The sequence below is a fragment of the Bacillus sp. AM 13(2015) genome (genome assembly GCF_001518755.1).
GTDB lineage: Bacteria > Bacillota > Bacilli > Bacillales > Bacillaceae > Bacillus > Bacillus safensis.
Window position 1 is genome coordinate 1 of sequence record NZ_LKCP01000073.1, and the last position, 20,333, is coordinate 20,333.

The window sequence follows — 20,333 nt, forward strand, 5'->3', positions numbered from 1 at the left end:
TTTTGATCATTTTAACGCTTCCAGTGACCGTCCTTTCTCTAGGATTGTTCTTATTTGTCATCAATGCCATTACACTCATGATGACATCAAGCTTTATGGGAGATAGCTTTAACATTGATGGATTCGGAACGGCCATTTGGATGGCTGTCATTTTGTCCATTTTCCATCTGTTGATACAAAAAGGAATCGTAGAGCCGTTAGCGAAAAAAAGCTAACGGTTTTTTTGTGCAAATTTGTATCGTTTCTCCGTTCCATCTGACATAAAAACCACCTTCAGGAGACACAATATCCGAAGGGAGGCGGTGCAAGATGGTGAACGTGAGCAGACAAATCATGCTTTTATGTTTTTTTATCATTCTTTTTTGTTTCAGTCAGCCTGCTTCAGCAAGGCCTTTTCTTCAAACAGAAGTGAATGTACCGGACAAGCCTTTTTCGCCTTTTATCTTTGATCAATTTCATGTGGATGTCCGCCCGGTTCAAGGAAAAAGCCATGACCTTCAGTTTCGTGCGTCCATTAGTGACCAAGAACAGATTTTGTCTGCGAACTTGTATTATAAACAAAGTGATGAACTGGGGTATCGCTTGATTCCAATGGAACGGCTGCCCGGAATGAAGCCAGAATTTACAGCGAAAATTCCGCCAGATCAATTATGGAATCCAACCGTTCATTACTATACTGAGTTCCTTACGCAAAAATCAGTGATCAAAACAGCAGAGAAATCGGTTCATATAAATGGATTTGAAGAGGATCTTTCGCATATCCCGGACTTATTCATCACAGAAATTGTCGTTAATTCAAAAAACCGAAAAGGCAAAGATGCTTTTGAGTTTATCGAAGTATATAACACGACACATGCGCCTATCTCACTTAAACATTATCAGATCCGCTACCGCAATCCCGCGCAGGGCATCGAATTGGATGATGTATATTCCTTTCATAAAAATCCAATCACCATTTCACCTGGAAAACCTTATGTTTTTTGGCTGAGAAAAAAAGGGCAGGAGCATTTAACTGTAGCGGACTTTAATGCCATGTACAAAAGCCAATTAAAAGAGGGCGAGCATCTAACCATTATCGAGAGCAAAGGGCTGTCCAACTCTAAATCTCGTCTTGTTTCGATCACAACAAATATAGGTGAAGAGATTTCTTCTGCCGCATTTCGTTTGAAGCCATCATGGTTTAGCGAGCATAAATCCTTGCTGTTTAAGTATCCAATGGATGGTACGACGCAGACGAAGCTGATTTCGAAAATTGAGGAAGAGCCCACTCCAGGTAAAGTGCTAAAAGCACAAATTCCATCTGAGAAAAAGGAAATTTCTCAAGATATCCATAAACCTGTGATTGAAGATATGACGATAAGGAAACCGGTGAAACCAACTGAAAGCGTAGAGATTAAAGCAGATGTCCAGGATGATCAGGCCGTGAAAACCGTCAAGCTGCGTTATCGAACGAATCGAAAAGAAGCGTTCAAGGAAATACTGCTGCAAAAAGACCAAAATGACCGGTTATTTCATCATATTATTTATTCACCTGAGTTGATTGGGAAGGAACAATTGGAATATCAGCTTGAAGCGTCAGATGGCGAAAATGAAGCCAAAACGTTGAAAAAAACGGTTGATGTGGAGCAGGTTAGCAAAGCCCACGGTCTCCGATTCAATGTAGAAGAGGGAGATACGGTTTCAGGGTTATTTTCATTAAAGGCAACGTCTGATCAGAAAAAAAGCATCGAATTACGGATTGATGGAAAACGGAATCAGCAAGTATCCGCTGCCCTTGAAGCAGATCCATATATCGCATTTGATGTCAAAGGAACAAATTTATATTTTAAAAATGGTGTATCTATAGGTAAGCGTTTACTTTCTGTTTTTGATGATTCGACAAAAGTGTATCGTACCTATACAATGCCAATACCAGAAGAAGAGATAAAAAAGGCAGGTCTCCAAACGATCTCATTCCACGCTGGCACAAAGTCTTCTCCGATAGACAGGCTCCCTGGAGAGAATCATGATGATTTTGAATTGAAAAACGTCAGGATGATCTTATCGAATGGAACACAAATTCATCCAATCAATGCGAAGCCGCAAAAAGAATGGAGAATGGGAGACAGCGGGAACGCAAAAAAGGTTAGAACGTTTCAATTTGAGATTCCAAAAGAGGCTTATGTCTCAACCTATATAAAGTGGGATACAAAAAGGCTGAAAGAAGGGCCGCACCTAATTGAGGCCAAAACCTCAGACGAGCACGCTTCAGTACGTGTGAAAGTTGATAACACTGGGCCGAGAATTAAGACCAACGTACAAGCAAAGGATCAATATAAAGGCGCCTTTACATTAAAAGCAAAAGTAACGGATCGCTGGAGTGACATAGAGGAGCTGAAGGCATATGTAGATGGCAAACCAGTTTCTTTGCCATACCAGACGTCCTCTAGTGAATTAAAGCCTGGGAAGCACACGTTTACGATCAAAGCAAAAGACGCTGCTGGGAACATGTCGACGTTGAAAAAAGAGTTCAAGACTGTACATGAGCATCCAGAAACACCAGAACGGGTGGCAGATAAGACGAAAATGAAATCATCAAAGCAAACTGTGCTAACCAAGGATCCAACCAATGATAAGTTAGATTACTCTTTTTATCGTGCCTATCAATATACATCGCTGCATCCTTCAATGAAGATTTTTAAGTATGCAGCAGAGACAGAGCCGCCAAAGAGTTTTCTCCAAAAAGGAGAAATGATTTTTTCTGATCAAGAAAGGAACCGCATTGCATTTGTTGATGGGAAGGCAGTTGAAACGAAGGATTTACAGCGTTTTCCTTATCATCGTTTTCAAATTAAGGTTCATCATGATGTGCGCGAAAAGGATGTCGTCGAAGCTGTATGGAAAGGGAGTTCATTGTCGGGGAGAAAGGTGACAATGTACGCATGGAATCACCAGCAGGAAAAGTGGGATAAAATCACTCATCACTTTGCCAAGGATCAAAAGGAATTTTACCTAAAAGGGCTGCTATCAGTGAGACAGTACATGAAGAATCAAACGTTTGATTTGCTAGTACAGGATGAAATCAGCAAATCACAAAAGCCATATAAGATGGTGTGGATGTCTGACACTCAATATTATGCAAAGAGCTATCCTCATATCTTTAAACAAATGGTCGAATGGATCAGAGATCAGAGGGAGAAATTAAACATTCAATATGTGTTCCATACAGGCGATATTGTGGATGATTCAAAGGATAAGCAATGGCACCGTGCTGATACATTTATGCGTGTATTAGATGAGAATCACATTCCCTATGGTGTTTTAGCAGGAAATCATGATGTTAGACACAAGGACGGTTTATATGCGGAATACGGGAAATATTTCGGGGAAAAACGCTTTGCTGATAAGCCTTACTATGGTGAATCCTATCGAAACAATAAAGGTCATTATGATCTCATCTCTGCCGGCGGCAATGATTATATGATGGTGTACATGGGCTGGGGGATTAAGCAAGATGAAATTGATTGGTTAAACCGCGTGATTTCTGAGCATCCAGATCGTATTGTCATTTTAAATTTCCATGAGTATTTGTTAGTGAGCGGCAACCGAAGCCCGATTGGCGAGCTCATCTTTCACCAAGTGGTGAAACGCCATCCTAATATTGTGGCAGTATTTAGCGGCCACTACCATGGAGCCAGCAGGAAAGTAGATGAGCTTGATGATGACCATGATGGAAAAGCAGACAGGAAAGTATATCAAATACTCGCCGATTACCAGTCAGGACCTGAAGGTGGGCAAGGGTTTATGAGGGTCATAACAGCGGATCAAGAAAAAAATCAGCTTCATTTTACAACATATTCACCTTACTTGAATAAAGAGCATTTTTACGATCCTAAAACGTATGGAGATCAAGATGAATTTTCAATCGATGTGGATTTGACACCGAAAATGAAATCTGTCAAAACCAATTATTTTGAACTCAATGTGTATACGAATGTTCTTCTAGGAGAAGCGCGCGGCGTAAAAAGCGGCAAAAAAGCGAGCTTTGAGTGGAAGGGCTTAAAGCCAAATGAAGATTATTATTGGTACACTGTAGCAAAAGATCGTTTCCAAGGAAAAGCCATTTCACCAATATGGAAAATTCATACAAAAAATGATGATGAAACAAAATTTCTTAGGAAATAAAAAACAGTGCTCCGTGTCAGGGGCACTGTTTATCTTTCCATTGTATGAATGAGCTTGTAACGATCCCCTCTATAAACGGAAACAACATACTCAAATGGAACGTCTTGTTGAAAAAAAGTCGTTCTTGTTATGGAAAGCACAGGATCGCCTGTTGAAATAGACAGCAAGTATGCTTCTTCCTTTGAGGCAACATTGGCTTCAAGCTCCTGTTTGGCATGAGCAATGACATGACCAGTGTGAGTTTCTATATATTCATATAAAGAGCCAGTTAAATGTTCCTTTGTTAAATCTCCTGCAAATCTTTCAGGTATATAGCTCGTTTCAATCGCCATCGGTTCATCATTTGCAAGGCGTATCCGTTTTAGTTCAAAAACATCATCACTAGTTGACAGTTGTAAGGCTGGCAGCAAGTGCTCTGGACATACGGTTTTTTTGAAGTCAATCAGCTGGCTTGATGCTTTGAGCCCTCGCTGCTGCATATCCTCTGAAAAGCTTGTTAAGCCTTGAAGCGGCTGTTCAAATTTTTTTCGGCTAACAAAAGTGCCTTTACCTTTTTGTCGATACAAATATCCTTCGTTCACAAGATTCGATAAGGCTTGTCTGACAGTCATTCGACTAATACCAAAGCGTTCGGCATATTCTCTTTCAGAAGGAATGAGTGTATCAGGTGCTAATGTTCCATCCTCAATCTGCTTTTTCAAGTTCTCCATAATCTGATGGTACATCGGAATAGGTGACTGCTTATCAATAAACATGTGAAAATCCTCTCGTTTTTAGCGTAGTGATCCAGCTTCTCGATCAATCAAAACTGTTACATCTTCATGGAGTTTCAGTGCAGATGCTGGGAAGTCTGGATGAATCTCTGCCTGTTCTAAATATTGTATCACTTTCGCTTTTGATTTTCCCGAAGCAAGAAGGAGAATCTTTTTACTTGAAAGAATGCTCGCAATTCCCATTGTGATCGCATGAGTAGGTACCTCATCAATAGAAGAAAAGTATCTTGCGTTAGCCTGTCTCGTGTTCTCATCTAATTGCACGACATGAGTCTTTGAGTTGAAAGGGGTACCAGGTTCGTTAAAACCGATATGTCCATTTTGACCGATTCCAAGGAGCTGAAGATCGATGCCGCCTACATCCTCAATAAGCTGGTCATATCTTAAGCATTCCTTTTCTAAGTGAGCTGCATTGCCATTTGGAAGAAAATACTGACCCTGAGGTAGATCAATATGGTCAAATAAATGACGTTTCATGTAGGTCATATAACTATTTTCGTGTTCTGGATCAAGCCCTGCATATTCATCTAAATTGATTGTTTTTGTTTGCTTGAAAGACAATTGATGTGCTTGATGAAGTTGAATTAACTCTTTGTAAGTATCAATAGGTGTACCGCCCGTTGCTAGGCCGAGTACGGCATCGGGTTTAGCAGCTATTGCATGTGCAATAATGGCGGCTGCTTCTTTTCCTAATTGTTCCTTGCTTTCAAATTCGATGATGTTCATTAGTGGTTGGCCTCCTTTTTTTCAAAGACGATTTGTCCACGGCAGATCGTCATCATCAGTTCACCAGATTCATCCCAAATCACCAAATCTGCTAGTTTTCCAACTTCGATGGAACCGAGCTGTTGATCAAGTCCCAGCTGAACGGCTGCATTGGTTGAGGTCATCTTCGCAATCTCTGTCCACTCACAATTTGTGAGCTGTTTCATCCGTTTGACGCCATCTTTCATTCGCAAAATCGATCCTGCAAGTGTACCATCTTCCAGCAATGCCTTTTCGCCGCTGACTGTGACTGTCTGACCGCCAAATTCGTACGTTCCATTACCGAGCCCTTTTGCACGCATCGAGTCTGTGATCATGATTAAACGATCACTTCCTTTTGCCAAATACGCAAGCTTGATGGAAAGAGGATGGGAGTGAATCCCATCAGTGATCAGCTCGGTATAAAGGTTCTCATTCGTAAGAGCAGCACCTACAGCGTTCGGTTCACGATGCTGAAACGAACTTATTGCGTTATAAAGATGCGTTACATGGCGTGCACCATGCTTAGCTGCTAAATTAATCATGTCATGATGGGCATTCGTATGTCCAATAGAAGGGATCATGTTCTTTTCCTGTAACAGGGACAGAAAAGCAAAATCTGTGTCTTCCTCAGGCGCAAACGTGACAATTCGAATTAGCTGTTCAGATGCATCCAGCCATTTTTTAAAAAGCGGAATATCGGGCTGTTTAATCCATTGAACTGGCTGTGCCCCTGCCTTATCTTTAGAAATAAATGGACCTTCTAGGTGGATTCCTAGACATTGCGCCTGACTTCCTGCTTGTTCTTCATTACTTTGTTTCCACTGAGCGACATTTTTAAGTGCCTGCTCAATCTCATGATGGTTTTGTGTAATGGTTGTCGCTAAAAAACTTGTCGTTCCTTCTGATGGAAGGTTGTCAGCGAGTGTATTCATCGCTTCTGCTGTCGCATCCATCATGTCTGCACCATATCCGCCATGAATGTGAATATCAATCATTCCAGGGAGTAAATAAAAGTTTCCCGGGAATATATACTTTTTCATAATTTCCTGTCGGTGGTGATGTTGAAATATAGTCAATCTTGCCATCGCGTAAACCGACAAAACCGTTTTCAATGATCTTTGTCTTTGTCACAATATGAATATTGGAGAGCAATAAAGAACCGCTCATGTTTGAGCCCCCTTATTCGTTATCTTTCATTTAAGTTTACTCTTTTTAAGTATAGTTGTCTATACCAGTTAGGGCGGTGAAACAGGAACAGGATAAAATACTGTTTTGGGTTCATCATTGAAAGTGATAAAATAGAGCTGTATTTCTGAATCGCCTGTGATAAAAGGAGGAAGAAGCGTGCCGAAAGTTCGTACGAAGGACATAATGGAACAATTTCATCTTGAACTGGTAAGTGGGGAAGAAGGGATTAATCGTCCCATTACAATCAGTGATCTTTCCAGACCAGGTATTGAAATGGCTGGTTATTTTACATATTACCCAAAAGAAAGAGTTCAACTTTTAGGGAAAACAGAGCTTTCTTTTTTTGAACAGCTCCCAGAACGCGAACGAAAGCAGAGAATGATGTCTCTTTGTACAGATATTACCCCTGCCATTATTTTGTCTCGAGATCGTGATGTGCCGAAGGAATTAATCGAAGCATCAAATGAAAATGGCGTGCCCGTTTTACGATCTAGCCTAAAAACGACAAGACTTTCGAGTCGATTGACCAACTTTTTAGAAAGTAAGCTGGCACCAACGACTGCCATTCATGGTGTGCTCGTCGATGTATATGGTGTAGGTGTATTATTAATTGGGAAAAGCGGAGTAGGAAAAAGTGAAACAGCCTTAGAATTAGTGAAGAGGGGACATCGCCTCGTTGCAGACGATTGCGTGGAAATCCGCCAAGAGGATCAGGATACGTTAGTCGGAAGTGCACCAGAGCTGATTGAACATCTTTTAGAAATCCGCGGGTTAGGCATTATTAATGTGATGACCTTATTTGGAGCAGGCGCTGTCAGAAGTTATAAGAGAATTACGATTGTGATGAATCTGGAGCTTTGGGAACAAGGCAAACAGTATGATCGTTTAGGACTTGAAGAAGAGAAAATGAGAATTATTGATACAGATGTGCCGAAGCTGACGATCCCTGTGCGGCCAGGTCGAAACTTAGCGGTTATCATTGAAGTGGCTGCGATGAACTTCAGGCTGAAACGTATGGGGCATAATGCAGCAGAACAATTTACAAGTAAACTTGCCGATGTCATTGAAGACAATGGCCAAGATGAATAGGAGTTGACTATATGAACGAAGCAATTCAGCCAATTGATCCGATTGCTTTTCAGCTCGGACCTATTTCGGTTCATTGGTATGGTGTGATTATTGGGGTCGGAGCCTTGCTCGGACTCTGGCTCGCACTGAGAGAATGTGAAAAAAGAGGAATCGATAAAGATCTGTTTATTGACTTAATCTTATTTGCCATTCCAATCGCGATTATTTGTGCCCGAATTTATTATGTATCCTTCGAATGGGATTACTATCAGCAGCACCCAAACGAAATCATTAAAATCTGGAATGGTGGAATTGCAATTCACGGCGGGCTGATTGGTGCTGTGCTGACAGCCATCGTTTTTACAAAAGTGAGAAAGGTATCGTTTTGGAAAATAGCTGATGTCGCAGCACCTAGTATTTTACTAGGGCAGGCAATTGGACGCTGGGGGAACTTCATTAACCAAGAAGCGCATGGTGAGGCGGTTTCAAGAGCCTTTTTAGAAAATTTGCATCTGCCTGAGTTTATCATTAATCAAATGTATATTGATGGTACCTATTATCACCCGACGTTCTTATACGAATCATTATGGAATCTTGCCGGTGTTGTCATATTGATTTTATTACGGAGAACTTCGCTGCGCAGAGGCGAAATCTTCTTGTCTTATTTAATTTGGTATTCAATCGGCCGTTTCTTAATTGAAGGGATGAGAACAGACAGCTTAATGCTGACAGAACATCTTCGAATCGCACAGATGATTTCGATTGCGATATTCGCAGTGGCTGTTCTACTGATTTTCTTTAGAAGAATGAAAGGATACGCATCAATTCCGTATAAAGAGAACAATTCATCGAATTAAGCAGGGGGGATGAGAAGAGATGAGAGAGACATGGAAAAACGGCTTGAAAGCAGGGCTATCGACAACTTGGACTCTTGGCAAAGTTATCTTTCCAGTAACTATTCTCGTCAGTATCTTGCAGCATACGCCTGTCATGGATTGGATCATCCGATTCATTCAGCCATTTATGGGGCTGTTTGGTCTTTCGGGGGAAGCAGCGATTCCGCTTGTATTAGGAAACATGCTGAATTTGTATGCGGGAATTGCAGCCATTTTGACATTAGAGCTTCCTGTGAAGGAAGTGTTTATTTTGGCAGTGATGCTGTCCTTTTGCCATAACCTGATCATCGAATCGACAGTGGCGGCAAAGGTTGGACTGAGAGTATCTGTGATTTTGCTGGTTAGAATCAGTCTTGCTGTTATTTCTGCTATTGTCATTCATCTCGTTTGGCAGGGAGGCGAGGAGCCGGCGCAATATGGACTTTTGAGTGCAGCTCAGGCGGCTGATGTGCCTTCCAGCTGGTACATGATCGTTCTGCTTGCTATACAAAAAGCAGTACTCGGTGTGCTGCAGCTTGCCTGTATCGTTATCCCGCTCATGATCATCATTCAATTCATGAGAGATTTAGGCTGGCTTCATACACTGTCTAAGTGGCTGTCACCTTTTACTAGAATGCTTGGGATGAAAGAAAATACGTCTATGACAATGGTGGCTGGATTAACGATTGGTCTGGCGTATGGAGCCGGCGTGATGATGAAGGCAGTGGAAGAGGACGGTGTGAGTAAAAAGGACTTAACCCTAGCTTTTATTTTCCTCGTTGCCTGCCATGCGGTGGTCGAAGATACGCTGGTTTTTATTCCACTTGGTATTCCAGTATGGCCGCTTCTTGTGATCCGCCTGATTTCTGCAATTTTATTGACAGCTGCCATTAGCTATATTTGGCGGAAGCGGGAACATGCAGCTGTTAGAAAGGAAGCCATATGAACGAATCGACGATCAACACAGTGCTATTTGATTTAGATGGCACATTAATCAATACAAATGAATTAATTATTGCTTCATTTCAGCATACGCTGGATCATTATTACCCTGGTCAGTACAGCCGTGAGGATATTCTTCATTTCATTGGTCCGTCCTTGTTTGATACATTCTCTGCGATGGATCCTGAGTTGACGGATGACATGATTCAGATGTACCGCACGTTTAATCATGAGCAGCATGATCTGCTTGTGACTGAATATGAGACCGTTTTAGACACATTGAAAGTCCTGCAGGATCGAGGATTTAAGCTCGGTATTGTCACAACGAAGATACGGGATACGGTTTTAATGGGATTGAAGCTGACCGGTTTAGAGCCGTTCTTTGAGGTCATTGTGACGCTCGATGATGTACAAAATGAGAAGCCGCATCCGGAGCCTGTTCAGCTGGCATTATCAAAGCTTGGCAGTGATCCGCATGAAGCGGTGATGGTCGGTGATAATTATCATGACATTTTGTCTGGTCAAGCGGCAGGGACAAAAACGGCAGGTGTGGCTTGGTCTATTAAAGGAGAAGAGGCCCTTTTAAAGCATCGCCCTGACTTCATGCTGAAGAAAATGAGTGATCTCCTGGCGATTGTTGGAGCTGATTAAGTTGAGAAAAACAGATCGATATCCTGTAAAAGGGGTCAATTCACTGCGGCAAGTCTATCGGACAGTTCCCTTTTTCAAAGTGGTGAAAAATTTCATTTTTATTCAAATGGCAAGGTACACGCCGTTTATGGGAATGAAAAATTGGATATACCGAACTTTTCTTCGTATGAAGGTCGGCGAGGATACGGCGTTTGCCTTAATGGTGATGGTTGATCTGATGTTTCCTGAGAAAATCACCGTCGGTCGAAATAGTGTAATCGGTTATAACACGACCATCTTATCCCATGAGTATTTGATTAAAGAATACAGACTTGGGGAAGTCTATATTGGTGATGAAGTCTTAATTGGAGCTAATTCCACTATTTTACCTGGTGTGACCATTGGGGATGGAGCAATCGTATCGGCTGGCACACTTGTTCATAAGGATGTGCCAGCAGGCTCATTTGTTGGAGGAAATCCAATGCGTATGATTTATACGAAGGAAGAGATGGAAGCACGTCAATCTAAGTCTGCTGAGTAGCTCGGCAGACTTTTTTGTTGACAATGTGACATGGTGTAACTATAATGATTACAACAGAGGTGAGAAAACATGAAAATCAGCAGCAGATTTACTGTCGCTGTCCATATTCTGGCCTTGCTATCACTTGAAAAAGGATCTTTACAGACATCGGAGGATATCGCAGGAAGTGTGAATACAAACCCAGTGGTCATCCGCCGCATTATGAGTAAATTAAAAAAAGCAGGCCTAATCTCAACGAGTCTTGGCAAAGGTGGTTCGCAGCTGAACCGCAGTGAAGAGGACATCACATTGCTCGATGTGTATAAAGCGGTTGAAGTCGTAGATGAGGGTGAATTGTTTCAAATTCATGAAAGCCCAAATCCTGACTGTCCGATCGGTGCAAATATTCAAGCGGTGCTTGAATTAATTTTATGCCGCGCTCAAAGTGCGATGGAGCAAGTACTTGCTGAGATCAAATTAAGTGAACTAACGCATGTGCTAATCAAAAAAATTGGATGATCAATTCAATTTTTTTTACCTCTGTTGTAACCATATTGGTTACACCTTTCTTTATCAACATAAAACCATATTGCAGGAGGAGTTAACATGAAAATTGGAATTATTGGCGCAACAGGAAAAGCAGGACAAGAAATTGTGAAAGAGGCTCAATCAAGAGGACATGAAGTAACGGCAATCGTCCGCGATGCACAAAAAGTGACTGATTCATCACTAGCTGTTCTTGAGAAGGATGTGTTTCACTTGCAAGCAGATGACATCAAAGGATTTGATGTGATTGTGAATGCATTTGGCGCACCTCCTGGACAGGAGCATCTTCACGTAGAAGCAGGGAAAAAGCTGATTGATATTTTAAAAGAAACACCTGAGACTCGTTTAATCGTTGTTGGCGGAGCAGGAAGTCTATTTGTAGATGAGGCGAAAACAACAAGACTTGTGGACACACCAGAATTTCCGAAGGAGTATGTGCCTACTGCTTCTCAGCAAGGAGAAAATCTAAAAGATCTTCAACAGTCAGAGGGATTAAAATGGACATTCCTCAGTCCAGCCGCATTCTTTAATCCAGCTGGCAAACGTACAGGTTCATACGTGAAAGGGAAAGACAATCTGATTGTCAATTCTAAAGGTGACAGCTATGTAAGCTATGCTGACTACGCCATTGCACTGGTTGATGAAGTGGAGCAGGCAGCCCATGTTGGAGAACGTTTTACCGTCGTATCTGAAGCTGAATAAGCAGGTTCATGGCCGCCTAAAAATGATAAATGGGGAGTCTAACGTATGAACGAGCAAGAATTGTCTTTCATTTATGTATGGGATGCGTATTGTGGCTGGTGTTATGGATTTTCAAACAGTATCCGCACTTTGCATGAAAATCATCCGGATATATCACTAACACTTGTGTCGGGTGGTTTATTTGTAGGGGAAAGGAGTCTTCGGATAAAGGATTATCCGCACATTCCAGAAGCAAATCAGCGTATTAGTCAGCTGACTGGTGTCGAGTTTGGTGAACGTTATCAGAAGCTGCTAGCAAACGGAACGTTTCTTTTAGACTCTGAGGCTGCGGCCATTGGTTTTTCTGCATTAAGATCCATCGCACCTGAGCATTCATTGTACTTGGCTTCATCGATGCAAAAGGCTTTTTATCAAGACGGAAAAAGTCTGAGTGATGAGGAAACGTATCGGGAGATCGCTTTGGCGCATCATCTTGATCCTGACGCAGTCATTGAACGTATGAAAACAAAAGAAGCGATCAATGATGCATATGCTGACTTTGCGAAGGTTCATCAACTTCATGTGAATGGCTATCCTACACTTTTATTAAAAAGAGGGGATGAATACTTCAGCTTGGGCGGAGGTGCAATGACGGCTGAAAAGCTTGAAGACCGCCTGAAGGAATTTCTAGAAAAATAAATCATTTAAAAACAACTCTATGCGGATAGAGGTTGTTTTTTACGCTTTAATGATAATCGCCTGACTGCCCATCTGTTCCCAAGAATCTTCAAATTGATCACGGTCGACCTTTTGATTCTTTTCTCCATATGGGTTATTCAAGTAGACATGCTCCTTGTCATAGCCTGTGATGACTACGCTATGCACATTAAAGCTTACATCTATTTTGCCATTTGGTGTATTCCAAGTTTCGATGTTATCGGTTTTGTCGAAGGTGGATGTCGTAATCACCCAGACGGGATAGCCCTTTTCAAGTGACTGATAGATGGCCTTTTTAACAGGCTTTCCGGTTAAGTCGACAACTTGATCGCCCGCGTATTTTTTCGCAAGCTGATAAATCGGTTCGTGGTAAACCCCAAGACCCGGTCCATTCTCCATATCGCCTACAAATCCGTCATGAGGGTCACCTTTTAAGCCATTTTCATAATTGAGCGGAACACGTTTGATTTCATTTGCCAATGCGTTTTTCGTTACGTGTTCATAGCCGCTGTAATGAAGTAGCATCGCTAAGCTCGTGACTTCGCATCCATTATAAAGCCTTGGTGCATCCATTTGATTGTAGAGAATGACGTCCATGGCTTTTTTGCTTCCTTTTAGTGAATGATGTGTGGTTTCTGCTTTTTTTGTTGAACGAGTTTCTTCAGCCGCGAGTGCCGTATCGTTTTCTTTTTTTGCTGCTTCTTGCGGCGAAGCTGTTTTCTTGACTTGGTCGATTTGTGAAACGTATATAAAGCCGAAATAAACAAGACATGCGCACAACAAAGTTAAGATTAATGTCTGGATGAACTTCACTGTTAATCTCCTGTGTTATTCAATATTTTTAAGTATTATAGCACGTTCCTTCACCGAACATGCAGAAAAGGCACAGGTGTCACTTGAATGTAATAATTCCAGAATATGTTGATGAAAATAGAGAGAAATAAAAATGATTGATTTAATCACTTTATTTTGTTAGCATATTATCATATTAGCGAACTAAAGGATTCGGAATTTTTTGTTTTAATGTGTTGGAGGTGCGGAAGAACATGTTTATGTTTGAGAAACCATATGGTATGCGGGATTCATTACCTGGATTGTATGAGACGAAGAAAAAAGTGAGACATTCTTTAACAGAGGTCATGAATGGTTGGGGTTTCCGTTTAATGGAGACACCAACGCTTGAATTTTACGATACAGTCGGTGTGCAATCGGCGATTACTGATACACAACTTTTTAAACTTCTTGATCAAAACGGGCAAACCCTTGTACTGAGACCTGATATGACAGGTCCGATTGCAAGGGTGGCGGCTTCTAAGCTTCATGAACAGGCGTATCCGCTTCGTGTCGGGTATGCAGCGAGTGTGTTTCGTGCGCAGGAAAGAGAAGGCGGAAGACCATCAGAATTTGAGCAGGTCGGAATTGAATTGATTGGTGATGGTTCGATTAGTGCAGATGCTGAAGTCATCGCACTTGCCGTATTTGCCTTAAAAAATGCCGGGCTAAGGTCCTTCAAAATCGCGATCGGGCATGTCGCTTTAGCAGAGACGTTATTTGTCGATGTACTCGGAAATACAGAGCGTGCAAACGTCCTTCGCCGCTTCTTATATGAAAAGAATTATGTAGGATACCGTCAGCATGTGAAACAATTACCGCTTTCCTCCATCGATAAAATGAGGCTGTTACAGCTTTTAGAGTTAAGAGGCGGCCAAGAAGTGATAGAGCGGGCAGAGGAAATCGTCGTTTCACAAGAAGGAAAAGAGGTGCTCGCACAGCTAAAGTCGCTATGGGAGACACTTGAAGATTACGGCTGTACAGAATATATCCGTTTAGATTTAAGCATGGTGAGTCATATGAGCTATTATACGGGTATTTTGTTTGAAGTATTTGCTGATCATGTTGGATCGGTCATCGGAAGTGGCGGTAGATATGATCAATTACTTGCTCATTTTAATGCACCCGCACCAGCTACAGGGTTCGGACTTCGACTAGACCGTCTTCTTGAAGCGCTGGATGCGAAAGAGATCAATGAGCCGCAGGAAGCTGTGATTTTTAGCAAAGAACAAAGACTTGAAGCTTTTGCTTTTGCAGAAAAGGAGCGGTCAAAAGGGAAAAAGATCGTCCTGCAAGACTTAGCGGGGATTGAAAATATTGACGCGATGACCAAGGCATTTGAACAGGTGACTTATTTTATCGGCGCTAGAAAGGAAGAGCGAAATGGGTAAAGTGTTGACGATGGCGATGCCAAAGGGCCGGATATTTGAAGAAGCAGCCGGGCTGTTAAGACAGGCGGGGTACCAACTGCCAGAGGAATTCGAGGATTCAAGAAAATTAATCATAGATGTACCAGAAGAAAACCTCCGCTTTATTTTAGCTAAGCCAATGGATGTGACCACCTACGTAGAGCACGGTGTGGCGGATGTTGGCATTGCAGGGAAGGATGTCATGCTCGAAGAAGCTCGTGATGTGTACGAAGTGCTCGATTTAAACATCAGTAAATGTCATTTAGCTGTTGCTGGTTTGCCAGGAGCGAGCTGGGGTGGTGTCGCACCGCGTGTGGCAACAAAGTACCCAAATGTCGCATCGTCCTATTTTAGAGAGCAAGGGGAGCAGGTGGAGATCATTAAGCTGAATGGTTCCATTGAATTAGCACCGCTCATTGGGCTTGCCGATCGCATTGTTGACATTGTCTCTACAGGTCAAACACTAAAGGAAAATGGACTTGTGGAAACGGAGCATATTTGTGATATCACCTCACGTTTTATTGTCAATCCTGTGAGCTACAGGATGAAGGATACGGTGATCGATGAAATGGCACAGCGTCTTGCAAGAATCATTGAAGGAGAAGGGGAGGAATCATCATGAACATCACCTGCATACAAGAAGGTGAGACAGATACTCTCTCACTCAAACGGACTTTAGATACAGGAACAGAAGAGCAGCGTCAGGCTGTTCAGCGCATTATACAAAAAGTGAGAACAAATGGTGATGAAGCTGTACGGTCTTTTACAAAGCAATTTGACGGTGTGTTGATTGAACATCCGCTTGTCACAGAAGAAGAAATGGAAGAAGCTTACGAACGTTTGGACAAAGAGATGATTCAGATTATCCAAACGGCTATCAAGCATATTCGCACATACCACGAGCGCCAGCTGACCTCTTCTTGGTTTTATCATCAAAAGGACGGCTCAATGCTTGGTCAAAAGGTGACACCGCTTGATGCGGTAGGTGTGTATGTCCCGGGCGGAACAGCTGCCTATCCATCATCCGTCTTAATGAATGTGATCCCTGCGCTAGTCGCTGGCGTTGAACGAATCGTTCTTGTGACACCTCCTGGGAAAGATGGACGTCTCTCTGACGCTGTCTTGGCTGCGGCGAAGGAGCTTGGTATTTCTGAGATGTATAAAATGGGCGGTGCACAGGCGATTGCGGCACTTGCCTATGGAACGGAAAGCATCAAGCCTGTTGATAAAATCACAGGTCCAGGGAACATTTATGTAGCGCTGGCAAAGCGGGAAGTATTTGGTCAGGTAGATATTGATATGATTGCAGGTCCAAGTGAAATTGCAGTTCTAGCAGACGGAACAGCAGTCGCGCATGAGGTAGCGGCGGATTTACTTTCGCAGGCAGAGCATGATGCCCTTGCATCTAGTATTTTGGTAACACCGTCTAAGACACTTGCTGAAAGCGTGCAGACTGAAGTCAGAAAGCAGCTTGATACTTTGCCGAGAAAATCAATCGCAGCACAATCCATTCAAGATCATGGCCATATTTACGTGACAGAATCAATCGATCGTGCAGTAGACGTCGTCAATCAATTAGCACCAGAGCACTTAGAGGTGCTAACAGCATATCCAGAATCACTTCTTGGTCAAATCAAGCATGCGGGCGCGATTTTCTTAGGACGCTATAGTCCAGAGCCGGTGGGAGATTATTTTGCAGGACCGAATCATGTGCTGCCAACAAACGGAACAGCTCGATTCTCCAGTCCGCTTGGTGTGACTGATTTTCAAAAGAAAACGAGCATTATTTCATATAGTCAAGAGGCCTTTGAAACACATCGGGAAAGCATTGCCGCTTTTGCCCGATTAGAAGGGCTTGAAGCACATGCAAGGTCGATTGAAGCGAGAAAGCGGGAGGAATCGTAATGAGACAGGCGAAAACAGCGAGAAAAACAAATGAAACGAACATTTCATTAGCGCTAGAAATTGATGGAGAAGGAAAAGCGGATATTCAAACAGACGTCCCTTTTATGACGCACATGCTTGATTTATTTACGAAGCATGGACACTTTAATTTGACCGTCGATGCGAAAGGAGATACGGATGTTGATGATCACCACACAACAGAAGATATCGGCATTGTGCTCGGGCAAATGTTTAAGGAAGCGTTAGGCGATAAAAAGGGAATTAAGCGGTATGGTTCAAGCTTTGTTCCGATGGACGAAACTCTTGCCCAGGTCGTGGTCGATTTAAGCAATCGTCCTCATTTGGAAATGAGAGCGTCCTTTCCAAGTCAAAAGGTGGGTACCTTTGATACAGAGCTAGTACATGAGTTTCTGTGGAAATTTGCACTTGAAGCCCGGATCAACCTTCATGTCATTGTTCACTACGGAACCAATACACATCATATAATTGAAGCCATTTTTAAAGCGATGGCACGTGCCTTAGATGAAGCAACAACCATTGATCCACGTGTGAAAGGAATTCCTTCGACAAAGGGGATGCTCTAATGATCGGAGTCATTGATTACGGAATGGGAAATTTGTTCAGCGTATCAAAAGCACTGGAACGAGCAGGTGCCCGTTATATCGTTTCCTCTGATGTGGAGGAGCTGAAAAAAGCAGATGCTTATATTTTGCCCGGAGTTGGTTCGTTTCGTGATGCAATGCAGCTGTTAAAAGAGACTGGACTTGAGGCGTTTATTCATCAAGTTGTGCAGGAAGGAAAGCTGTTATTCGGCATTTGCCTTGGCATGCAGCTGTTATTTGAAGAAAGCGAAGAGGCAGCCCGCACAAAAGGATTGGGGCTGTTAAAAGGGCGTGTCGTTCTTTTAAAAGATCGTGATCAGGACGGGCAAAGGCTGAAGGTACCTCATATGGGGTGGAATGAGCTCACATTTCATCAGCCCTCCCCATTGTTTGACGGTGTACCAGAAGGATTTGCATACTTTGTTCACTCTTATTATGTGAGTGATATGAATCCAGATGAGCAATTAGCAAGCGCGGACTATGGTGTTCAAGTACCAGCAATCGTTGGCAAGGGAAATGTGCTTGGTGCACAGTTTCACCCTGAAAAAAGCAGTACAACGGGAATGGCGCTGCTCAAACAATTTATTCAATTAGCAAACGAACAGAGGGTGAGCAAATGAGTGAGTTTACATTATATCCAGCGATTGATATGAGAAATGGCAAATGTGTACGTCTTGTACAAGGTGATTATGATCAAGAAACCATTTATGGAGATTCACCGCTCGACATGGCCGCGAAATTTGCGAAGGATGGAGCAGCGTGGATTCATCTTGTGGATCTAGATGGTGCAAAAGCAGGGAAACGTGTCAATCATGAGCATGTGCTGGCGATTGCATCTTCTTTAGATGTGAAGGTACAAATCGGCGGCGGTATTCGGACAGAAGAAGACGTTGCTTTTTATTTAAAGAGCGGCGTCGATAGAGTGATACTTGGCAGCTCAGCTGTATCTAACCCAGCCTTTGTGAAAAAAATGCTGGCGCAATATGGAGAGAAAATCGCAATTGGGATTGATGCGCGAAATGGCTTTGTATCGACTGAAGGGTGGCTTGAAACGTCTAAAGTGAAGGCAGAGGAGCTCGGCAGGGAATTGGCAAAGGAAGGCGCAGAGGTCTTTATTTTCACCGATATTCAAATGGATGGCATGCTGTCTGGTCCCAATGTGGAAAGCACGGTTCGCTTAGCAGAAGCAACCGGCAAACAAGTGATTGCTTCAGGCGGTGTCAGCGCGGTAGCTGATCTTCAAAAGCTGTCAGCGCAAAAAGAAACTGGTGTGTCTGGTGCGATCATTGGAAAAGCACTTTACACGAAGCAGTTTACTTTAGCGGAAGCATTTGAAGGGCTTGACCGCATATGATGACAAAACGAATCATCCCATGTCTTGATGTGAAGGAAGGGCGTGTTGTCAAAGGAGTGCAATTCCTAGGCTTAAAGGATGCTGGTGATCCGGTAGAATTAGCGCAGATCTATGATGAGGCAGGGGCGGATGAACTCGTCTTTCTAGATATTTCTGCGTCGCATGAAGGCCGGAAAACGATGGTGGATGTGGTCAAACAAGTCGCGTCCACTCTTGCCATACCATTTACGGTAGGAGGCGGGATTAACCACCTTGATGACATGAAGCGTATATTAAGAGCGGGTGCAGACAAAGTATCTGTCAATACAGCAGCTGTGTTAAGGCCAGAACTGATTTCAGAAGGCGCTGACTTTTTTGGCTCCCAGTGTATCGTTGTCGCAATTGATGCAAAATACGATGAAGAGAAAAAAGCATATATGGTCTATACACACGGAGGACGCCGTCAAACAGATTTAGAGGTTAGCGACTGGGCGAAGGAAGCTGTGCAAAGAGGTGCAGGAGAGATTTTACTGACAAGTATGGATGCCGATGGTGAAAAGACAGGCTTTGATCATCGATTGACAAAGCTTGTATCAGAGGCAGTCACTGTGCCAGTTATCGCTTCTGGCGGCGCTGGCAATGCCCAGCATATGCTGGAGGCATTTACAAAAGGAGAAGCTGATGCAGCATTAGCAGCCTCCATTTTCCATTACAAAGAAACCTCCATTCACGAGGTGAAGACATATTTGAGAGAACACGGGGTGAAGGTCAGATGAAACAGGCAAATGAATTAACTTTTAATGAAGCAGGCCTGATTCCTGCGATTGTACAGGATGCTCAAAGTAAGGAAGTACTGACGCTGGCATATATGAATCAAGAATCCTATGAAAAAACGCTGGAGACAGGTGAAACATGGTTTTATAGCCGGTCGAGAAACGAGCTTTGGCACAAAGGCGCCACCTCTGGGCATACCCAGCAAGTGATTTCTATTCGATATGACTGTGACAAGGACGCTTTGCTTGTCCTTGTCGCGCCAAGCGGCCCAGCCTGTCATACTGGCAGCTATAGCTGTTTTTCGGAAGAAGGCGTAAAGCGTCAAAGCGAAGAGCAGGATCGTTTTGCGATATTAAATGAACTTGAACAGGTCATTGCAAAGCGTCAGGCGGAAATGCCTGAAGGTGCTTATACTACCTATCTATTTGAAAAAGGGGTCGATAAAATCCTGAAAAAGGTAGGGGAAGAAGCGTCTGAGGTGATCATTGCAGCGAAAAACCGAGATCAAGAAGAATTGAAATGGGAAACAGCGGACCTCCTCTATCATCTTCTTGTGCTATTACGTGAACAGCAATTACCGCTTGATGATGTATTAAAGGTATTAAAAAAGCGTCATCAAGGTGAATAA

Annotated in this window: 21 protein-coding genes and 1 pseudogene; 18 read left to right on the forward strand and 4 right to left on the reverse strand. The window is 42.8% G+C overall.

From position 1 onward, the window contains the following. Together AOQ70_RS12485 and AOQ70_RS12490 are read left to right on the forward strand one after the other, a co-directional pair. On the forward strand, positions 1 to 215 hold a 215-nt coding region (locus AOQ70_RS12485), incomplete at its 5' end, for a phage holin family protein (protein WP_197414608.1). Positions 216 to 309: 94 nt separating this feature from the next. Continuing rightward, entirely contained in the window at positions 310 to 4,164 is a 3,855-nt protein-coding gene (locus tag AOQ70_RS12490) for a metallophosphoesterase (protein ID WP_059376586.1), read from the forward strand. Between the two features lie 29 nt (positions 4,165 to 4,193). On the opposite strand, the gene AOQ70_RS12495 is transcribed toward AOQ70_RS12490, so the two are convergent. From AOQ70_RS12495 to nagA, 3 genes and pseudogenes are all read right to left on the reverse strand, one after another. Beyond that, complete coding sequence (locus AOQ70_RS12495) at positions 4,194 to 4,919, reverse strand: GntR family transcriptional regulator (protein WP_059376589.1); 726 nt, start codon at positions 4,917 to 4,919, stop codon at positions 4,194 to 4,196. Positions 4,920 to 4,937: 18 nt separating this feature from the next. After that, the gene (gene nagB / locus AOQ70_RS12500) at positions 4,938 to 5,663 is read right to left on the reverse strand and encodes a glucosamine-6-phosphate deaminase (RefSeq protein WP_059376596.1); all 726 of its coding nucleotides are present in this window, start codon (positions 5,661 to 5,663) and stop codon (positions 4,938 to 4,940) included. Beyond that, a pseudogene (gene nagA, locus AOQ70_RS12505) lies at positions 5,663 to 6,851 on the reverse strand (N-acetylglucosamine-6-phosphate deacetylase). Before nagA ends, nagB begins: the two are co-directional and overlap by 1 nt. 177 nt (positions 6,852 to 7,028) lie before the next feature. On the opposite strand from nagA, the gene hprK reads away from it, so the two are divergent. The 8 genes from hprK to AOQ70_RS12545 all read left to right on the forward strand — a co-directional run bounded on the left by hprK (position 7,029) and on the right by AOQ70_RS12545 (position 12,833). Further along, positions 7,029 to 7,961, forward strand: a complete 933-nt coding sequence (hprK, locus tag AOQ70_RS12510) for an HPr(Ser) kinase/phosphatase (protein WP_024423572.1) — start codon at positions 7,029 to 7,031, stop codon at positions 7,959 to 7,961. An 11-nt stretch (positions 7,962 to 7,972) separates the two neighbouring features. Further along, on the forward strand, positions 7,973 to 8,797 hold the full coding sequence (lgt, locus tag AOQ70_RS12515) for a prolipoprotein diacylglyceryl transferase (protein ID WP_059376599.1): 825 nt from the start codon (positions 7,973 to 7,975) through the stop codon (positions 8,795 to 8,797). 19 nt (positions 8,798 to 8,816) lie between these two features. Then, positions 8,817 to 9,761 (forward strand): nucleoside recognition domain-containing protein, encoded by a 945-nt coding sequence (locus AOQ70_RS12520; protein WP_039181688.1) that lies wholly within the window; start codon positions 8,817 to 8,819, stop codon positions 9,759 to 9,761. Beyond that, a complete protein-coding gene (ppaX, locus tag AOQ70_RS12525; protein WP_039181686.1) occupies positions 9,758 to 10,408 on the forward strand; it encodes a pyrophosphatase PpaX in 651 nt (216 codons plus the stop codon). The genes AOQ70_RS12520 and ppaX overlap by 4 nt, the downstream gene beginning before the upstream one ends. A gap of 1 nt (position 10,409) precedes the next feature. Beyond that, a complete protein-coding gene (locus tag AOQ70_RS12530; protein ID WP_039181684.1) occupies positions 10,410 to 10,928 on the forward strand; it encodes an acyltransferase in 519 nt (172 codons plus the stop codon). A 69-nt stretch (positions 10,929 to 10,997) separates the two neighbouring features. Beyond that, positions 10,998 to 11,426 (forward strand): Rrf2 family transcriptional regulator, encoded by a 429-nt coding sequence (locus AOQ70_RS12535; protein WP_059376601.1) that lies wholly within the window; start codon positions 10,998 to 11,000, stop codon positions 11,424 to 11,426. An 87-nt stretch (positions 11,427 to 11,513) separates the two neighbouring features. Continuing rightward, the gene (locus AOQ70_RS12540) at positions 11,514 to 12,155 is read left to right on the forward strand and encodes an NAD(P)-dependent oxidoreductase (RefSeq protein ID WP_058837565.1); all 642 of its coding nucleotides are present in this window, start codon (positions 11,514 to 11,516) and stop codon (positions 12,153 to 12,155) included. A gap of 45 nt (positions 12,156 to 12,200) precedes the next feature. Further along, positions 12,201 to 12,833 carry a DsbA family protein gene (locus tag AOQ70_RS12545; protein ID WP_058837566.1) on the forward strand — a complete coding sequence of 211 codons (633 nt, stop codon included), beginning with the start codon at positions 12,201 to 12,203 and terminating at the stop codon, positions 12,831 to 12,833. A gap of 39 nt (positions 12,834 to 12,872) precedes the next feature. Here the strand turns inward: AOQ70_RS12545 and AOQ70_RS12550 are convergent, their stop codons facing one another. Next, a complete protein-coding gene (locus tag AOQ70_RS12550; protein WP_058837567.1) occupies positions 12,873 to 13,664 on the reverse strand; it encodes a C39 family peptidase in 792 nt (263 codons plus the stop codon). A gap of 233 nt (positions 13,665 to 13,897) precedes the next feature. Here AOQ70_RS12550 and AOQ70_RS12555 point away from each other — a divergent pair, with 233 nt between their 5' ends. From AOQ70_RS12555 to hisIE, 8 genes are read left to right on the forward strand one after another with little or no spacing between them, the layout of a single operon-like run. Further along, positions 13,898 to 15,073 (forward strand): ATP phosphoribosyltransferase regulatory subunit, encoded by a 1,176-nt coding sequence (locus AOQ70_RS12555; RefSeq protein ID WP_058837568.1) that lies wholly within the window; start codon positions 13,898 to 13,900, stop codon positions 15,071 to 15,073. After that, positions 15,066 to 15,713 (forward strand): ATP phosphoribosyltransferase, encoded by a 648-nt coding sequence (gene hisG, locus AOQ70_RS12560; RefSeq protein WP_059376603.1) that lies wholly within the window; start codon positions 15,066 to 15,068, stop codon positions 15,711 to 15,713. Before AOQ70_RS12555 ends, hisG begins: the two co-directional genes overlap by 8 nt. Next, positions 15,710 to 16,996, forward strand: a complete 1,287-nt coding sequence (gene hisD, locus AOQ70_RS12565; RefSeq protein ID WP_059376606.1) for a histidinol dehydrogenase — start codon at positions 15,710 to 15,712, stop codon at positions 16,994 to 16,996. The genes hisG and hisD overlap by 4 nt, the downstream gene beginning before the upstream one ends. After that, positions 16,996 to 17,580 (forward strand): imidazoleglycerol-phosphate dehydratase HisB, encoded by a 585-nt coding sequence (gene hisB / locus AOQ70_RS12570; RefSeq protein ID WP_059376608.1) that lies wholly within the window; start codon positions 16,996 to 16,998, stop codon positions 17,578 to 17,580. The genes hisD and hisB overlap by 1 nt, the downstream gene beginning before the upstream one ends. Next, positions 17,580 to 18,218: an imidazole glycerol phosphate synthase subunit HisH gene (gene hisH, locus AOQ70_RS12575; protein ID WP_059376609.1), complete on the forward strand. Its 639-nt coding sequence runs from the start codon at positions 17,580 to 17,582 to the stop codon at positions 18,216 to 18,218. Before hisB ends, hisH begins: the two co-directional genes overlap by 1 nt. Continuing rightward, positions 18,215 to 18,952, forward strand: coding sequence for a 1-(5-phosphoribosyl)-5-[(5-phosphoribosylamino)methylideneamino]imidazole-4-carboxamide isomerase (gene hisA / locus AOQ70_RS12580; RefSeq protein ID WP_059376610.1), 738 nt, complete (start codon positions 18,215 to 18,217; stop codon positions 18,950 to 18,952). The genes hisH and hisA overlap by 4 nt, the downstream gene beginning before the upstream one ends. Beyond that, positions 18,949 to 19,707, forward strand: coding sequence for an imidazole glycerol phosphate synthase subunit HisF (gene hisF / locus AOQ70_RS12585; RefSeq protein WP_047201833.1), 759 nt, complete (start codon positions 18,949 to 18,951; stop codon positions 19,705 to 19,707). Before hisA ends, hisF begins: the two co-directional genes overlap by 4 nt. Then, positions 19,704 to 20,333, forward strand: a complete 630-nt coding sequence (gene hisIE, locus AOQ70_RS12590) for a bifunctional phosphoribosyl-AMP cyclohydrolase/phosphoribosyl-ATP diphosphatase HisIE (protein WP_041115607.1) — start codon at positions 19,704 to 19,706, stop codon at positions 20,331 to 20,333. The genes hisF and hisIE overlap by 4 nt, the downstream gene beginning before the upstream one ends.

Bases quoted from the DNA above. Each gene is read 5' to 3' on its own strand.
- AOQ70_RS12520 (WP_039181688.1), top strand. From the start codon at position 8,817: ATGAGAGAGACATGGAAAAACGGCTTGAAAGCAGGGCTATCGACAACT.
- nagB (WP_059376596.1), bottom strand. From the start codon at position 5,663: ATGAACATCATCGAATTTGAAAGCAAGGAACAATTAGGAAAAGAAGCA.
- AOQ70_RS12540 (WP_058837565.1), top strand. From the start codon at position 11,514: ATGAAAATTGGAATTATTGGCGCAACAGGAAAAGCAGGACAAGAAATT.
- AOQ70_RS12555 (WP_058837568.1), top strand. From the start codon at position 13,898: ATGTTTATGTTTGAGAAACCATATGGTATGCGGGATTCATTACCTGGA.
- AOQ70_RS12545 (WP_058837566.1), top strand. From the start codon at position 12,201: ATGAACGAGCAAGAATTGTCTTTCATTTATGTATGGGATGCGTATTGT.
- hisD (WP_059376606.1), top strand. From the start codon at position 15,710: ATGAACATCACCTGCATACAAGAAGGTGAGACAGATACTCTCTCACTC.
- hisA (WP_059376610.1), top strand. From the start codon at position 18,215: ATGAGTGAGTTTACATTATATCCAGCGATTGATATGAGAAATGGCAAA.
- AOQ70_RS12495 (WP_059376589.1), bottom strand. From the start codon at position 4,919: ATGTTTATTGATAAGCAGTCACCTATTCCGATGTACCATCAGATTATG.
- AOQ70_RS12535 (WP_059376601.1), top strand. From the start codon at position 10,998: ATGAAAATCAGCAGCAGATTTACTGTCGCTGTCCATATTCTGGCCTTG.
- hisF (WP_047201833.1), top strand. From the start codon at position 18,949: ATGATGACAAAACGAATCATCCCATGTCTTGATGTGAAGGAAGGGCGT.
- AOQ70_RS12490 (WP_059376586.1), top strand. From the start codon at position 310: ATGGTGAACGTGAGCAGACAAATCATGCTTTTATGTTTTTTTATCATT.
- hisG (WP_059376603.1), top strand. From the start codon at position 15,066: ATGGGTAAAGTGTTGACGATGGCGATGCCAAAGGGCCGGATATTTGAA.
- hisH (WP_059376609.1), top strand. From the start codon at position 17,580: ATGATCGGAGTCATTGATTACGGAATGGGAAATTTGTTCAGCGTATCA.
- ppaX (WP_039181686.1), top strand. From the start codon at position 9,758: ATGAACGAATCGACGATCAACACAGTGCTATTTGATTTAGATGGCACA.
- hisIE (WP_041115607.1), top strand. From the start codon at position 19,704: ATGAAACAGGCAAATGAATTAACTTTTAATGAAGCAGGCCTGATTCCT.
- lgt (WP_059376599.1), top strand. From the start codon at position 7,973: ATGAACGAAGCAATTCAGCCAATTGATCCGATTGCTTTTCAGCTCGGA.
- hisB (WP_059376608.1), top strand. From the start codon at position 16,996: ATGAGACAGGCGAAAACAGCGAGAAAAACAAATGAAACGAACATTTCA.